General features: G+C 63.7%; 14 protein-coding genes. 5 read left to right on the top strand and 9 right to left on the bottom strand.

All coding sequences use genetic code 11. The features are described 5' to 3' along the window. Positions 1 to 119 precede the first annotated feature (119 nt). Both EV664_RS08630 and EV664_RS08625 read right to left on the bottom strand, forming a co-directional pair. Complete coding sequence (locus tag EV664_RS08630) at positions 120 to 1001, bottom strand: TraB/GumN family protein (RefSeq protein WP_133495276.1); 882 nt, start codon at positions 999 to 1001, stop codon at positions 120 to 122. Between the two features lie 47 nt (positions 1002 to 1048). Beyond that, positions 1049 to 1945, bottom strand: coding sequence for a TraB/GumN family protein (locus tag EV664_RS08625; RefSeq protein WP_133495275.1), 897 nt, complete (start codon positions 1943 to 1945; stop codon positions 1049 to 1051). Positions 1946 to 2140: 195 nt separating this feature from the next. On the opposite strand from EV664_RS08625, the gene EV664_RS08620 reads away from it, so the two are divergent. The 5 genes from EV664_RS08620 (at position 2141) to EV664_RS08600 (ending at position 9133) form a co-directional block, all read left to right on the top strand. After that, positions 2141 to 3007 (top strand): glycine--tRNA ligase subunit alpha, encoded by an 867-nt coding sequence (locus EV664_RS08620; RefSeq protein WP_133495364.1) that lies wholly within the window; start codon positions 2141 to 2143, stop codon positions 3005 to 3007. A 74-nt stretch (positions 3008 to 3081) separates the two neighbouring features. Continuing rightward, the gene (locus EV664_RS08615) at positions 3082 to 3477 is read left to right on the top strand and encodes an endonuclease domain-containing protein (RefSeq protein WP_268237646.1); all 396 of its coding nucleotides are present in this window, start codon (positions 3082 to 3084) and stop codon (positions 3475 to 3477) included. Beyond that, positions 3474 to 5822, top strand: coding sequence for a glycine--tRNA ligase subunit beta (gene glyS / locus EV664_RS08610; protein WP_133495274.1), 2349 nt, complete (start codon positions 3474 to 3476; stop codon positions 5820 to 5822). The genes EV664_RS08615 and glyS overlap by 4 nt, the downstream gene beginning before the upstream one ends. Positions 5823 to 5939: 117 nt before the next feature. After that, positions 5940 to 8606 carry a pyruvate, phosphate dikinase gene (gene ppdK, locus EV664_RS08605; protein ID WP_133495273.1) on the top strand — a complete coding sequence of 889 codons (2667 nt, stop codon included), beginning with the start codon at positions 5940 to 5942 and terminating at the stop codon, positions 8604 to 8606. A 2-nt stretch (positions 8607 to 8608) separates the two neighbouring features. Further along, positions 8609 to 9133 (top strand): chorismate--pyruvate lyase family protein, encoded by a 525-nt coding sequence (locus tag EV664_RS08600; RefSeq protein ID WP_244923128.1) that lies wholly within the window; start codon positions 8609 to 8611, stop codon positions 9131 to 9133. Here EV664_RS08600 and EV664_RS08595 read toward each other — a convergent pair. The 7 genes from EV664_RS08595 to cpaB form a co-directional block, all read right to left on the bottom strand. Next, on the bottom strand, positions 9126 to 9398 hold the full coding sequence (locus tag EV664_RS08595) for a hypothetical protein (protein WP_133495272.1): 273 nt from the start codon (positions 9396 to 9398) through the stop codon (positions 9126 to 9128). The two genes, EV664_RS08600 and EV664_RS08595, sit on opposite strands and share 8 nt — an antisense overlap. A gap of 62 nt (positions 9399 to 9460) precedes the next feature. Beyond that, positions 9461 to 10447 (bottom strand): type II secretion system F family protein, encoded by a 987-nt coding sequence (locus tag EV664_RS08590; protein WP_133495271.1) that lies wholly within the window; start codon positions 10445 to 10447, stop codon positions 9461 to 9463. A 10-nt stretch (positions 10448 to 10457) separates the two neighbouring features. Continuing rightward, on the bottom strand, positions 10458 to 11423 hold the full coding sequence (locus EV664_RS08585) for a type II secretion system F family protein (RefSeq protein WP_373287503.1): 966 nt from the start codon (positions 11421 to 11423) through the stop codon (positions 10458 to 10460). A 55-nt stretch (positions 11424 to 11478) separates the two neighbouring features. Beyond that, on the bottom strand, positions 11479 to 12753 hold the full coding sequence (locus EV664_RS08580) for a CpaE/TadZ family protein (RefSeq protein ID WP_133495269.1): 1275 nt from the start codon (positions 12751 to 12753) through the stop codon (positions 11479 to 11481). After that, positions 12750 to 13391 (bottom strand): CpaD family pilus assembly protein, encoded by a 642-nt coding sequence (locus EV664_RS08575; RefSeq protein WP_229668183.1) that lies wholly within the window; start codon positions 13389 to 13391, stop codon positions 12750 to 12752. Before EV664_RS08575 ends, EV664_RS08580 begins: the two co-directional genes overlap by 4 nt. A 24-nt stretch (positions 13392 to 13415) precedes the next feature. Then, complete coding sequence (locus EV664_RS08570; RefSeq protein WP_133495267.1) at positions 13416 to 14888, bottom strand: type II and III secretion system protein family protein; 1473 nt, start codon at positions 14886 to 14888, stop codon at positions 13416 to 13418. Position 14889: 1 nt separating this feature from the next. Beyond that, positions 14890 to 15897: a Flp pilus assembly protein CpaB gene (cpaB, locus tag EV664_RS08565; RefSeq protein ID WP_133495266.1), complete on the bottom strand. Its 1008-nt coding sequence runs from the start codon at positions 15895 to 15897 to the stop codon at positions 14890 to 14892. Positions 15898 to 15923: the final 26 nt, after the last annotated feature.

Below are 15923 nucleotides of genomic sequence, written 5' to 3'. Positions count from 1 at the left end.
CTGTCTCCGAATGCGCTTGATTGCGTATTGTCTGCCGCACGAGCCTCCAGGGATGTCCCCGTGCGAACAAGCGCGCGCCTATACGCGGGAGTGCGCGCAAAGGCAAGCGGCGGGTGACGCTATTGCACCCGCTTCACGCTATATCCTTGCGCCGCGAGCCGCGCGGGCAGGCCGTCCGGCCCGGCAAGATGCCCTGCGCCCACCGCCACCAGCACCGTTCCGGGGCGCTGCATGCGTTGTTCGATCCAGCGGCTCCAGCGCGCATTACGATCGGTGAGCAGCGCTGATTTCAGCCCCGGCGCACCGGTGAACAGCGAATCGGCTGCCTTTTGCAGCGCTGCGGTGTCGCCCGCCGCCCAGGCCGAGAAGGCGGCGTGATAGCCAATGTCCGGCGCGGCGGCATCGGCGACCGCATTGGCAAGCAGATGCGCCTGATCGGCAGGCGAAAGCGAATCGAAGATCGCGAATTGTCCGCCCAGCGTTTCGAACGCGCCGATCGGTTTATGAAGCTGGCGGAAGGATCGGGTCAGCGCCGCCTCGACGCCCTCTTCGGCCCGAGCGCCCGATTGCCGCGCATCGCCCGCCGCGAGAACGAGTGCGGTGCCCCAGTTTTTAAGCCCGTCGAGCGTGCGCATCTCCGCCCCGGCATTGGCAGCCGCTTCCGGAAGCAATGCGCGCATTTCGGGGCGCAGGCGCTCGGCGACCGGCGGCAGGCCGGATGCGCGTGCAACTTTAAGGAATACAGCGGACGCCTGGGACGGGTTTCCCGGCGGAATTTCGAGCATCAGCGTTTGGGATTCGCCAATCGCCTTCGCCACGGCCGGTCCATGCCAGCGCGTTCCCGGCGGCAGCATATGGATCGATGCCAGCAGCCACACGGTGGTGTCGCCGTCCGATACCCGCCAGAGCGGCGGTCTCGCTTCAACCGGAGCATCGCGCCCGCATGCCGGGATCAGCGTGGCGCAAAGCGATAGCAAAAGGGCGGCGATCAGGCGGCGCATTGCCCCTCATCGCCGCCCCGTCCCGAACGCGCAAGTGCGTCCGGCGCTCAGTCGTACTGAACCCGAACCGCCTTCACGCCCAGCTTTGCCAGATCGTCCTGCACATCATTGGGTCCGGCGAGATGGCCCGCACCTACCGCGACGAACACCGTTCCCGGCGTATCCAGCATCGCCTTGATCTGCTTCGCCCAGCGTTCGTTGCGGTCGAACAGAATCGTCTTGGCAAGGCCCGGCGTTTCGAGCAGTTCCTCGTTAATCAGCTTGCCCAGCGCATCGGGCTTTCCTTCCGACCAATAGGTAATCATCCGGTTGAGCGTGTCGGAAGGCTTTTCGACTTCCTCCACCGCCTGATTGAGCAATTCGATCTGCTGCGTTTCGGTAAGCGCGTCGAAAAAGCCGAGCTGCTCCTCTGCGGTTTCCAGCGTGCCGATCTTTTTGCCCGCCTTGCGTGCGGCATCGATCAATGTCGCTTCCGCCCCCTGTTGCGGGTCGAACCCGGCCTTTTGCGCCGACAGCGTCGTCAGCGTCACGGCGGCGAGCCAGGGCTTCAGCCTGTCGAACGCGGTCGGCGGCAGGCCGAGCTTCGCCATGGCGGCGTCATAGGCGGCCTTGTCCTTCGCGCTCATCTTAGCCGTGAAGGGCTGCGGGCCTTTCGAAAAGCCATGCCGACGTGCCGCTGCCTGAATGGTCGCAGTGTCGCTCGAATCGAGTTCGAATACCGCCTTGTCCGATTTGTCGAACGCCTCGCGCACCGCATCGTCGAACCAGCCGAGATCCGGTGTCAGCGCATGAAAGGTGCCGAACAGATAGATTGTGGTGTCGTCGTCCTTCACGACCCACAGCGCCGGATCGGCATCCTTGACCTTCGCCGCCGGTTCCTTCGCCAGTACGGGCGAGGCCAGCAGGCCGAAGCCGAGAAACGGCGCGATGATCTTTTTCAGCACAGGGCAATCTCTTTCGAACGGGACGGGAGGGGGTCTTATATCGTCGCGACCTTAACCGGTGGCAACATGGCTGCCGAAGCGTGCCTAGCGCGCCGCTTGATTCCCCGACGCGCATGTTCCAAAGCCCGGCAAAGACTATTGGTTTTCGTAAGGCGAAAAGGCAGTTCGTTGAGCAACGCCCCCAGTTTCCAGCGCATGATCCTGACCCTCCATGATTATTGGAGCGAGCGCGGATGCCTGATCCTGCAACCCTATGACATGCGCGTCGGTGCGGGCACGTTCCACACCGCGACGACGCTGCGCGCATTGGGGCCGGAGCCGTGGAATGCCGCGTTCGTACAGCCGTGTCGCCGCCCGACCGACGGGCGGTACGGGGAAAATCCGAACCGGTTGCAGCATTATTATCAATATCAGGTGATCCTGAAGCCAAGCCCCGCCGACCTTCAGGAACTGTATCTCGGCAGCCTTGCCGCGATCGGCATCGACTTTACGAAACATGACATTCGCTTTGTCGAGGATGACTGGGAAAGCCCGACTCTGGGGGCCTGGGGCCTTGGCTGGGAAGTGTGGTGCGACGGGATGGAAGTCACCCAGTTCACCTATTTCCAGCAAATGGGCGGGTTCGACTGCAAACCGGTCGCGGGCGAACTGACCTACGGGCTGGAACGCCTCGCCATGTATATTCAGGACGTCGACAGCGTGTACGACCTTGCCTTCAACGATGCGGGCGTGTCGTACGGCGACGTGTTCCTCGAAAACGAAAAGCAGATGTCGAAATGGAATTTCGAGATCGCCGATACCGACGCGCTGTTCGACCTGTTCAAAAAAGCGGTGGCCGAGTGCGAGAACTGCCTCGCCAACAAGCTGCCCATTCCCGCTTATGAACAGGCGATCGAGGCAAGCCATATCTTCAATTTGTTACAGGCGCGCGGCGTGATCTCCGTCGCTGAGCGTCAGGCCTATATGGGCCGTGTGCGCGACCTTGCGAAAGGAAGCTGCCAGGCCTGGATCGAGAAAATGACCCCCGAATGGGAAGCCAAATATCCGGGGTGGAGCGTATGATGGCATCGTCACATCCTCCCCGGCACGGGGAGGGGGACCGCGCAAGGCGCGGTGGAGGGGGCTCGCGCCGATCGCTGCGCCCGGAAACTGCCACGGCACGAAAGTTACGGCGCCAGATGTCGTTGCCTGAAGTTCTTTTATGGCAGCGCTTGCGCGGCGCTCAGGCGGGCGTGAAAGTGCGGCGACAGCATCCGATCGGTCCCTATGTGGCGGATTTCTATATCGTCTCGGCGCGACTGGTGATCGAGGTTGACGGTCAGTCGCATGATGTTCCGCAGCGGGCCGCGTTCGATGCGATGCGCGATCAATTCCTGAAAGAGAATGGCTATCGCGTGCTGCACATAAGGGCGCAGGAAATTCTGGACGGTATAGAGCAGGTGATTGAAGCTATTGTTGCGTTTGCGGACGCCCCCCTCCACCACCAGCCTGCGGCTGGCGGTCCCCCTCCCCGTGCCGGGGAGGAAGGATGACCGATTTCCTTCTTGAACTGCGCTGCGAAGAAATCCCTGCGCGGATGCAGGCAAAGGCGCGCGCCGATCTGGAGCGATTGTTCGCCGCCGAACTGGAAAAGGCGGGGCTGAAGGCGGAGCGCTACACGAGCTACGCCACGCCGCGCCGCCTCGCGCTGATCGCGCATGGCCTGCCGCTGGCGACCGAGGCGGTGTCGGAAGAGCTGAAAGGCCCGCCCGAAGGCGCACCCGATGCAGCGATCGAGGGGTTTTGTCGCAAGGCGAACGTCACCCGCGACCAGCTTGAGGTGCGCGAGGTAAAGGGCCGCGCGACCTATTTCGCGGTCATCGACACGCCGGGTCGCGAGACGAAGGCGGTGCTGGCCGAGGCGATCCCGACAGTCATCCGCGCTTTCCCATGGCCCAAATCGATGCGCTGGGGCGAAGCGTCACGCTCGACCGAGAGCCTTCGCTGGGTACGGCCGTTGCAGGGCATTATCGCGCTGCTGGGCGAAGATGTCGTCGATTGCGAGATTGCGGGCATCAAATCGGGCAGCGCAACGCTCGGCCATCGCTTCCACCATCCGGGGCAGATCACGATCGGGTCGGCGGGCGATTATGTCGAAAAGCTGCGCATGGCGCATGTCATCGTCGATCAGGATGAGCGGCGGAACACCATCGCGCTGGGTTCCAAGATGGCGGCGCAGGGTGCCGGGCTGACGCTGATCGAGGATCACGGCCTGCTGGAGGAGAATGCGGGGCTCACCGAATGGCCGATGCCGCTGCTCGGCCGGTTCGACGAGGCGTTTCTGGAGGTGCCTCCGGAAGTGATCCAGCTTACCGCGCGCGTGAACCAGAAATATTTTGTGTGCGAGGATGGCGACGGCAAACTCGCCAACGCCTTTATCTGCGTCGCCAATGTCGATGCCGAGGATGGCGGGGACAAGATTGTCGCGGGCAATGAAAAGGTGCTTGCCGCGCGGCTTTCGGATGCGCGTTTCTTCTACGAAACCGATCGCCAAACGAAGCTGGAGGATTTGCGCCCCCACCTCGAAAAGATCGTGTTCCACGAAAAGCTGCGCACCGTGGCGGACAAGGTCGAGCGCGTGGCGCAGCTTGCCCGCTGGCTGGTTGAAGAAGGGATTGTCGGTTCGTCCGCAACCGTCATCCCCGCGAAAGCGGGGACCCAGAGCGATCAGGCGGAGTCGCCCGAGGCTCTGGATTCCCGCGTCCGCGGGAATGACAAAGAGCAGGAAAAGCTCGCGGCGCTGGCCGAATGCGCGGCGAAGCTGGCCAAGACTGATCTCGTCACCGGCATGGTCGGGGAGTTTCCTGAGCTTCAGGGGCTGATGGGCGGCTATTATGCAGCCGCGCAGGGCGAAGACGCCCGCGTCGCCGAAGCGATCCGCGATCATTACAAGCCGGTCGGGCAGGGCGACGATGTGCCCACCGCACCGGTAACGGTCGCGGTCAGTCTGGCGGATAAGCTGGATACGATTGCGGCGTTCTTTGCAATCGATGAAAAACCAACCGGATCGAAAGACCCCTTCGCTCTCCGGCGTGCTGCTATTTCGAGTATACGCCTTGTCACGGAAGGCGGGCTGCGTGTTCACCTTGAGAAACTTTTACGCGAGGCGGTGATTTCGGTCGCTGTCATTCCGAACGTGCGTGAAGCTATTGAAACTATGGCAACAGCTGCCCGTCGGATATCGGAACGCCTTGAAGGCCGAGAAGAAAGTGAGTGGAAGGAAACAGACTTTGACGACGGCGTAGACCGGTTGGTGTCAGAGATTCTCGATTTCTTTGCCGATCGCCTCAAGGTCCAGCAGCGCGAAGCTGGCGTCCGGCACGACCTGATCGATGCGGTGTTTGCGCTGGGCGGGGAGGACGATCTGGTTCGCCTGCTCGCGCGGGTGAAGGCGTTGCAGGCGTTCGTTACGACCGAGGACGGGAAGAACCTGCTCGCCGGGTATAAGCGTGCGGCGAATATTCTGAAGAAGGAAGACTATCCGGTCGCCCCGGCGCAGGCCGGGGCCGCTGGCGACGAAAACGAGGCGGCTGCGGCCTCCGCCGCAGCGACGTTCGGGGACGCTACACCGCTGTCCTATACCCCCGAACCGGCAGAGGCGGCGCTGATCGCTGCGCTCGATGCCGCGGAACCGCAGGCGGCAGCAGCGATCGAGCGCGAGGATTTTGAGGGCGCGATGGCGGCGCTGGCCAGCCTTCGCGCGCCGATCGACGATTTCTTCGAAAGCGTCACCGTCAACGACTCTGTCCCGGAAAAGCGCAAGTCCCGGCTGGCGTTGCTTGCCCGGATGCGCGCTGCGGTGCACAATGTTGCCGATTTCTCGCGGATTGAAGGATAACTATCGGATAAAGCGGCATTTCATGCCGGAATCAGCGCGAAATATGTGAAGCAAAACCGCTTTCCACGGGTTTCCCTCCCCAGGAACCGTTTGGATGAAAGGGCAGGAACGCACATAATGACTCAATATGTCTACCGTTTCGGCGGCGGGATTTCCGATGGCGGCCAGGGAGATAAAAACCTTCTTGGCGGCAAGGGCGCGAACCTTGCTGAAATGGCCTCAATCGGTCTGCCGGTCCCGCCGGGCTTCACGATCAGCACCGAAATGTGCACGCGCTATTATGAGGAAGGCGAAACCTTCCCCGACAGCCTGTATGAGGAAGTGGCGAACGGCGTCGCGCATATCGAAGGCGTGACCGAAAAGCGCTTCGGCGACGCTGCCGACCCGCTGCTGGTATCGGTTCGCTCGGGCGCGCGCGTTTCGATGCCGGGGATGATGGACACGGTCCTGAACCTTGGCCTGAACGACGATACGGTCGAAGGGCTGGCGAAAAAGGCGGATGACGAACGCTTCGCCTGGGACAGCTATCGCCGCTTCATCCAGATGTATTGCGATGTCGTGCTCGGCCTCGACCATGGCCGGTTCGAAGAAGCGCTGGAAATCGCGAAGGAAGATCGCGGCTACGACCTCGACACCGAAATGACCGCTGCCGACCTGAAGGCACTGGTGGCGGAATATAAGGCGCTGGTCGAGGAAATGTGGGGCAAGCCGTTCCCGCAGGATGTGAAGGACCAGCTCTGGACCGCGATCGGCGCGGTGTTCGGATCGTGGAATGTCGAACGCGCAAAGGTCTATCGCCGGCTCAATTCGATCCCCGGCGACTGGGGCACCGCCGTGAATGTTCAGGCGATGGTGTTCGGCAATATGGGCGACACATCGGCGACCGGCGTTGCCTTCACGCGCAACCCGTCGACCGGCGAGCGGGCCTATTATGGCGAATTCCTGATCAACGCGCAGGGCGAAGATGTGGTGGCGGGCATTCGCACGCCGCAATATCTCACCAAAAAGGCGCGCGAGGATGCCGAAGCAAAGCCGCTGAGCATGGAAGAGGCGATGCCGGAGACCTTTGCCGAGCTGGCGCGGGTCTTCGACAAGCTCGAACTCCATTATCGCGACATGCAGGATATCGAATTCACGGTCGAGCGCGGCACGCTGTGGATGCTCCAGACCCGCACGGGCAAGCGTACCGCAAAGGCCGCGCTGAAGATCGCGGTCGATATGGCGGGCGAGGGGCTGATCAGCGAGGATGAGGCGGTGATCCGCGTCGATCCCTCGGCGCTCGACCAGTTGCTCCACCCGACGCTCGACCCCGATGCGAAGCGCGATGTGCTGACCAAGGGGCTGCCCGCATCGCCGGGCGCGGCGAGCGGCAAGGTGGTGTTCGACGCCGACAGTGCGGAGCGTCAGGCAGCGGCGGGCGAGGATGTCATCCTCGTCCGTATCGAAACCAGCCCGGAAGACATTCACGGTATGCATGCGGCGCGCGGTATCCTGACCGCGCGTGGCGGCATGACCAGCCACGCCGCCGTGGTGGCGCGCGGCATGGGGCGCGCCTGCGTCTCCGGCGCGGGAACGCTTTCGATCAAGGCGAAGGAAGGCGTGATGCGCGTCGGCCAGCGCGAGGTGAAGGAGGGCGAAATCATCACGATCGACGGCGCGACCGGCGAAGTGATGGTCGGCGCGGTGCCGACGGTGAAGCCCGAACTGTCCGGCGATTTCGCAAAGCTGATGGAATGGGCGGACAAGGGGCGTCGGCTGAAGGTTCGCGCCAATGCCGAAACCCCGACCGATTGCCGCACTGCGCGCGAATTCGGGGCAGAGGGTGTCGGCCTGTGCCGCACCGAACATATGTTCTTCGATTCCGGCCGGATTACCGCGGTGCGCGAGATGATCCTCGCTTCGGACGAGAAGGGCCGCCGTGCCGCGCTCGACAAGCTGCTGCCGCATCAGCGTCAGGATTTCACCGAGATTTTCGAGGTGATGGCAGGGCTGCCCTGCACCATCCGTCTGCTCGATCCGCCGCTGCACGAATTCCTGCCGCATGAAGATGCGGAGTTCGAGGATGTGGCGAAGGCGGTCGGCATGGATGTCGAAAAGCTGAAGCGGCGTGCGGCCGAGCTGCACGAATTCAACCCGATGCTCGGCCATCGCGGATGCCGCCTTGGCGTCACCTATCCCGAAATCTACGAAATGCAGGCGCGCGCGATTTTCGAGGCGGCGTGCGATGTCGCGGAGAAATCGGGCGATGCACCGACGCCTGAGGTGATGATCCCGCTGGTCGCGACCAGAAAGGAGCTCGAACTGATGCGCGCGGTGGTCGAAAAGGCGGCGAAAGCGGTGTTCGAGGAAAAGGGACGCACGCTCACCTATCTGATCGGCACGATGATCGAGCTTCCGCGCGCCGCGCTGAAAGCCGGTGAAATTGCCGAGGCGGGTGAGTTTTTCAGCTTCGGCACCAACGACCTTACCCAGACAACGCTGGGCGTCAGCCGCGACGATGCGGGCCGGTTCCTCGGCACCTATGTCGACAAGGGCATTTATGCCCGCGACCCGTTCGTCAGTCTGGACGAGGAAGGCGTGGGTGAACTGGTCGAGATTGCCGCCGAACGCGGTCGCAAGACCCGGCCCGATATCAAGCTCGGCATTTGCGGCGAACATGGCGGCGACCCAACCTCGATCGCCTTCTGTGAAAAGGTCGGGCTCGATTATGTCTCCGCTTCGCCCTATCGCGTGCCGATCGCCCGGCTCGCCGCGGCGCAGGCGGCATTGAAGGCGAAAGGATGATCGTGGCGGCGCTGCCTGCGCCGCTGCCGATGGTGATGGAGATCGTGCAAAAGGATTTGGTGGCGTCTCTGGACGCGGACCTGTTGCGCGGTCCCACCGCCACGGCGGCATTGCAGCGCCGCTGCGGCGATGTGCCGGTGCGCGTCGAGGTCGATCGCACCGCACACCGCCCGGCCAGCGCCGCGCAGCGCAAGCGTCTCGGCGTCGGGCCGGAAGAGCCGGTGGGGTATCGCAAGGTGCGGCTGATCTGCGGCAAACGCATCCTGTCCGAGGCGGAGAACTGGTATGTTCCCGGGCGGCTGACTGCGGCGATGAACAAGGCGCTCGATAGCGGAACCCGGCCCTATGGCGCAGTGATCGCGCCGCTCCACCCGCATCGCCGGACGCTGGCGCATGAGCGTCTATGGGACGGGCGAGGCAAAGCGCCGCGCGCGGTGCTCCGCCACAGCGCACTGGTGATGAGCGACAGAAATGTCCCGCTCGCCGAGGTGGTCGAAACCTATCTTAACGGCGCGCTGATCAGATAGCGTCGCGTTCGGTGGTCACAGGACGGCCGGCGGCATGCGCCAGCCGGTCACGCTCGGCGCGCAGCTCCGCAATCTCCCGGTCGCGCGCCGCGATTTCGGCGCGATGCTCCTCACGAAGCGGGCGCGTTTCGGCTTCCAGTTCGCGATAGCGCTGCTTCCACCGTTTGCCGCCGGGATGGCTCGCCAGCCCGAACAGCCACCCCGCGACCAGCACGAGCAGCAGGATCGCAATCTGCGACGCGGAATGAATGGGAAATTCGCTCACAGCCTGTCTCCGGCGTTGTTCCGCAGGGTAAACGATCCGGTCGATACAGCGTTCCGACCTGCTTATTTGATCAGCGCGTCCTTGATCGAGCAGGCGGCGGGGCCGAGGATCACGATGAACAGCGTCGGGAGGATGAACAGGATCAGCGGCACCGTCATGATCGCGGGCAGCCGCGCGGCCTTTTCCTCTGCCCGCATCATGCGTTCATGGCGAAATTCTGCCGACAGCGTGCGCAGGGCGGAGGCGAGCGGCGTGCCATATTTCTCGGTCTGGATCATGGTGGTCACTACGCCCTTCACTGCCTCCAGATCGACCCGGCTCGCCAGATTGGTGAATGCCTGTCGCCGGTCGGTCAGAAAGCCGAGTTCGATCGCGGTGAGCGAGAACTCCTCGCCCAGTTCGGGATAAGCGCGGCCAAGCTCGCGCGCCACCCGGTGGAATGCGGCATCCACCGTCAGCCCCGCCTCAGCGCAAATGACCAGCAGGTCGAGCGCATCGGGCAGCCCCTTGCGGATCGCAGCGCTCCGTTTCTGAATCCGGTTTTTCAGATACAGATCGGGGGCCTTGTAGCTGAGGATCAGCGCGCCGGCGACCGCGCCATAGGATTGCAGCGGACCCCAATCCAGCGCGTCGGTGCCATAGACGATATAACCGACCAGCGCACCGAGCACGACCGGCAGGACCAGCCGAGCGAAAATGACGGCAAAGGCAAGGTCCCTGCTGCGGATACCCGCCTGAAGCAGCTTTGCCTGTACGGTCTTTACCTGATCGTCCTGAAGCACTTTGAGCGATTGCAGGAAATGGCGCATCCGGTCGGTGCTCTCACGCGACTGGATGAGCTTCGCACGCCGTTTCGCGGCGGGTGCGACCACCCCGGCCTTCAGCTGTTCGCGGCGCCGGTTCAGTGCTTTCACGCGCTTCGCCATGGGATCGCGGACGGTCAGCGCGGCATAGATCGCGACCAGCACCGCGAAGGCGGCGATACCCGACAATAAGGTCGCGACCGCATATATATCGACGCCGAGCAGGGTAGGGTTGCTGCTGTTCATGCCCGCCCCATTAAATTTCGAAACTGACCATTTTGGCCATGATGAAGGCGCCGATCGCCATCCAGATCATCCCGCCCAGCCCGGCGACGATCAGGCGCGGATCTTGAAAGAATTGCAGCATATAATCGGGGCTTAGCCACATGATCATCGCGAACACGATGAAGGGCAGCGACCCGACGATATAAGCGGATGCCTTGGATTCGGACGACATGGCCCTGATCTTCAGCTTCATCTGCGCGCGCTTGCGCAGCACATCGGCGAGATTAGAGAGCGTTTCGGCGAGGTTGCCGCCGGTTTCGCGCTGAATCTGGATCGTGATGACGAAGAACTGGAATTCGGGCGTGCCGAGGCGATCTGCCGTTTCCTGAAGCGCTGCGTCGAGCGGGCGACCGATCTTCATCTTGTCGGCGACCGAGCGAAATTCCTCTCCCGTCGGGCCGGAAACCTCCGTACCGACCACCCCGATCGTCTCGGTGATCGGGAGACCCGATCGCAGCCCGCGCACCAGCAGGTCGATCGCATCGGGAAACTGCACAGTAAAGCGGTTGACCCGCCGATTGATCAGATATCCTACCGTTTTGTGCGGAATCCCCGCGCCCAGAAAGATGCCGACGAACAGCGCGATCAGCAGCGGCAGACCGCGCAGCCACAGCAGCACCATCGTCACCACGGCAATGCCCGCCGATGCCATCGCATATTGGCCGAGCGTCCAGCCCTTGCCGGTGCGTTCGAGCCGTTTTGCAAGTTCAGTCGGGTTGGGAAGCAGGCGCGAGGCGGCATGATCGATTTTGCTCGCCCGCCCGGCGGCAATCCGCCGCAACTGCGCCTCTACCCGCGCGCTCGCCGTTTCCGAATGGCGGGTGCGCAACGTCGACAGCCGACGAGTCGCTGCCTTTGCCGGCGAGGGGCCGGAAAACGCAAGCACCAGCATGGCCAGTATCGTGAACACGCCGATCAGAATGAGCGCGGGTAGCATCATGGTGCCCCGATCCGCGCGACGCGCAGCATCCGATACGGGCGCAGCTTCGCCGTCATTTTCGGTTCGGTCCGCCCGGCTTGCGCATGGTCAGGACGGAAAGCTTATCGAGCAGCGAACCTTCATTCCCCGTCTTTTTCCGTCCGGCAGCGTCATCTTCCACGCTCGACACCTGTTCCGCGAGCGCGAGCAGCGGTGCGACCGTCTTCGATCGCCCGCCGGTCTCGGCAATCGATTTGCCGAGCTTCGCGGCCTGCGCCGCGAGCTTCTGGTCGAACGGGACGATATGATCGACCGAACGTTCGATCGAGGTTTCGAAATCCTTGCGGCTGATTTCGAGCAGCGATGCCGGGTGCACCCGATTGGCGACGATCAGAATCGCGCAATGCGGAGCATTGGTTTTGAACCACGACAATAGACGGATGGTGTCGCGCGCCGCCGCCAGCGTGAATTCGGTGACGATCACGGCGTGCTGCATCTCCGACACCAGATGCGGGTGCCGGATCAGCATATCGCGCGGTATATCGACCAGCGTGCATTCGAAGGCGCCGCGCAGCTCCTCCTCCAGCTGGAAAAAGGCAGTGCCGTCGGTAAGGATCGGCGCGGCGAGCGGCGATTCAGCGGACAGGATCGCCAGCCGTTCGTTGGCGCGCACCATGGCGCGTTCGATGAACAGCCCGTCGATGCGGCTGGGATTTTCGATCGCGTCGGTCAGCCCGCGGCCCGGATCGAGGTCGAGCGACAGCGCTGCGGTTCCGAAATGCAGGTCGAGGTCCAGAATACCCGTCGTCCGCCCGCGCCGCTCGCTGATCAGCCAGCCGAGCGAGGTCGTGACGGTCGATGCACCCACACCGCCGCGCGTCCCCACCACTGCGATCGCGCAATGGGGATTTTCCGGCCCCTGCGATTCGGCGCGCGGTCCGGCAAGAATCGCCTGTGCCTGTGCAAGGCTTTCATTCACCAGATCGGGCAGCAGCGGTTTCAGCAGATAATCGTGAATGCCGCTCGCAAGAAGCTCGCGATACAGTCGCACATCGTTGCGCTGTCCTGCGGTGATTACGACCGTGCCCGGTTCGCATACTTCGGCAAGCGCATGAATATCGCTGATCGGATCGGCCGAATCGGAAAGGTCGATGAACAGGATATTGGGACTGGCCGATACCGAGAGTTCGCGAATCGCTTCGCGCAGTCCGCCTTTGACCGCGCGTTCGGGCGCCCAGCCCGATTCGCCTGCGCAGGCGCGAAGCACGTCGAGCGAATGGTCGTCGCTGACAAAGGCGGCAAAGGTCTCGCGCTGGCCCGACCGGCCGCTACGCCAGGGCGCGTTCATTGCGAACTCCCCCCGCCGCTTCGGGTTGATACCGAGGGCAGACCGCCTTCGCCGCTGGGCGGCTGTTTTCGCCAGCTGTCGATCGCCTTGATCGCGCTGTCGGGATCGGCAAGGCCGTCGCCCGACCGGCCCTGAACAAGATCTTCGGGGCGGGCGATCATCGCGGCGAGATTGGAATTGATCGCACAGCCGAAATTCACGCTGGTGTGCGAATCGAAATTGGGCTGATCGAGCGATGTCGTCGCCGGACAGCCCGGCACGACGGCGTGCGAACGGGCGACGATAACCCGCACCGGGCCCTGCACGGTAGCAGCCGGCGTCGCGCCGCTCGCCAGTTTGAGGCCGAACCGCGCGGCGGCCTCAGCGATATCGGCGCGCACCGCGTTCGTGGTCTCGCCCGGCGCGATCCGCACCGCATCGCCATAGCCGAGATTGAGCGATGCCATCCAACCGGCGAGTCGATCCGCTTCGCCCGGTGCGAGGCCCTGAGGCGCGGTGCGCAGGTCGAGCGCATATTCGCTTCGCGTCACCACCGGCTGATGCTCGCTTTCCAGCCCGCGATACGCGCCGGGTGCGCCGCACCCGCCCAGCACTATCGCGGGAAGCAGGCCGGTCAGAAGCGTGAGATGCTTTGCCATGATCATATCCCTGAAAGGCGGCGGTCAATAATTGCTGAAACCGGGCGCGGCAGCGCCATTGGTCGCGGGCGGCTCGCGCCGTTCGGGCGGAGGGGCTTCCTGCGGCGCCATTTGCGGCGCGGGGCGGGGGGCGACCGGGCCGCTGCCCTGCATCTGGCCCAGCACAAGCCGCCCCAGATCGGTCGGCGCGCTATAGGCGTCGGTGGGCAGCGCGACGCGGCTATTGTCCATCGGCTTCACCAGATAGGGGGTGATGACGATGACCAGTTCGGTTTCGTTGCGCTGAAACCCGTTCGACCGGAACAGCGCGCCGAGGATCGGCATATCGCCGATGCCCGGCGCCTTCTGAATCTGGTTCTGGTGATTGTTCGACAGCAGGCCCGCAATCATGAAGCTCTGGCCGGATCCCAGTTCGACCGTGGTTTCGGCGCGCCGGGTGGTGAGCGCCGGGATCTGGACATTGTCGATGGTGACCGCACCGGCGCTGGAAAGCTGCGACACTTCGGGGCGTACCCGCAGCGAAATCCGCCCGTCGGACAGGACGGTTGGTGTGTAGGCAAGGCTGACACCATATTGTTTGAACTGAACTGACACCGCGCCCAGTCCCTGAGAGATCGGGATGGGGATTTCCCCGCCCGCCAGAAACGATCCGGTCTCGCCGGAAAGAGCAGACAGGTTGGTGGTGTTGAGCACGCTGACCTGCCCGGTCGTCTCGCCAAGGTCGAGCGCACCGAGGAGATCGAGGCCGAGCAGCTTTCCGGCACCGAACAGCGAGGTCGCCGATTCGGCTGCCGACACGCTGCCGTTCCCGGTTGCCGTCCCGCTAACGCCAAGCGGGCCGCCGGGCGTATATCCGTTGGAGAAGGTGCGGCCCTGTCCGATCCCGAATTTGAACCCGCCGCTCGCGTCGGAGGAAGCCAGATTGATACCGATATTCTTGACGAAGGTCCGGCTGACCTCGGCGAAGCGGACCTGCAGATTGACCTGAAGCGGCGTCGCGGTTTTCAACCGTGTGATGACCTTCATGCCCTCGCCGACATAGGCCTGCACCAGCGTGTTCGCTTCGGCAACGTCCTCCGGATTGGCGACGGTGCCGGTCAGCAGGACGAGCCCGTTCATCGGCGTCGCGGTGATATCCGCTTCGGGCATCGCAAGCGCGAGCATCGAGGAAATCGAATCGATATTCCGACCGACCCTGACCTTTGCCGCATAAACGACCGCGCCGGATTTGCTGGTCGCGTAAATATTGGTCTCGCCCGCTGCCTTGGCGAAAACATAAAGCTGGGTGGGCGAGCGTACCGACACATCGGCAACGGTGTCGCTGGCCACGAATATATCGCTGATCGGCGCGGGCAGGTTGACGAGCTGCCCCCGGCCGATGGAAAGCTCCATCAGGTCGGACGGGGCGGGGCGCGTCTGCGCAACTGCGGGCATGGCGGCGGGGATAAGGCCGGAACAGGCAAGCGCCAGCGACAGGCCGGGTTTGAAGCGCAGCATCTCAATTCTTTCCTGTGACCGGAACCACACTGACAGTCGTGCCGCGCGCTATGCGAACGCTCGGCCCGCGAACCTGCGGCTGCGTCTCGCCATCCTGAACCGGCCCCGGCATTCCCCCCGCATATTGCGGCGCGGCCGGGGCCTTTCCGGGCACGGTACCGCGCTGGAAGCGTGAGACATCGGCACCGGTCGAATAGGTCGGCTGACCATCGCTCGGCATCGAATCAGCGCCGACCAGCTCGCCGTCTTCGCCGACGGTCACCTCGCCCGCGGCGATTCGCGATTCGAGCTGCTGCGAGGTGTCGGCGAGCGAGCGCAGCGACAGCGACAGCGACCCCAGTTGCTGCGCCACGGCGATCTTTTCCGCGATTCGCGGCGTGGTTTCGACCGTCACCGACGAATAGGGCGCGACCATCGGGTTGCCCTTATCGTCCTTCGCAGCCGAGGTGCGCTGATCGGTGGCGAGCACGCGCAAATTGCGCAGCACGGTTTCGGATGCTTTCAGCGGGGGGCCATCGCCGCCGCCCGCAACCTCCTGCGTGAGGATCAGGTCGACCCGGTCGCCGGGAAATACAAAGCCCGCAACCGCGCTTTGCGCCGATACCGGGACGGTCACGGCGCGCATGCCCGGCCCCAGCGCCGCGGCCAGAAAACCGCGATCGCCCGGCTTCACGATCGCGCCCTGTACGATCGGCTGACCCGCCGGAATTGCGAATCGGACCACTGATCCCTGAAGCGCAGTGAGATCGGCCTCGCCCTTCACATAATAAGCGCCCTGCACCAGATCGGCGGGCCATGGCTGGAATTTCAGCGCATTGCCGTCGAGGATCGTGCCGACGGCGAGCGCCTTCGTTGCGACCAGCACCTGCGGACCGACCGGCTGGGCCGGGGCGAGCTGTGCCTGCGCAGGCGGTGCGGAGCTGCCCACCATCAGGCTGCGCGCCATGAATGCGGTGATCGCCGCCACGATGAGCGCCCCGGCCAGCAGGGTGATTTTACGTCCGTCCATTGCTCGAAGCGCCTCTCGGGAGACCC

The organism is Stakelama pacifica, assembly GCF_004361835.1.
GTDB lineage: Bacteria > Pseudomonadota > Alphaproteobacteria > Sphingomonadales > Sphingomonadaceae > Sphingomonas > Sphingomonas pacifica.
Note: the sequence above shows the minus strand (reverse complement) of the source record. Positions and strands in the feature narration are given on the sequence as shown.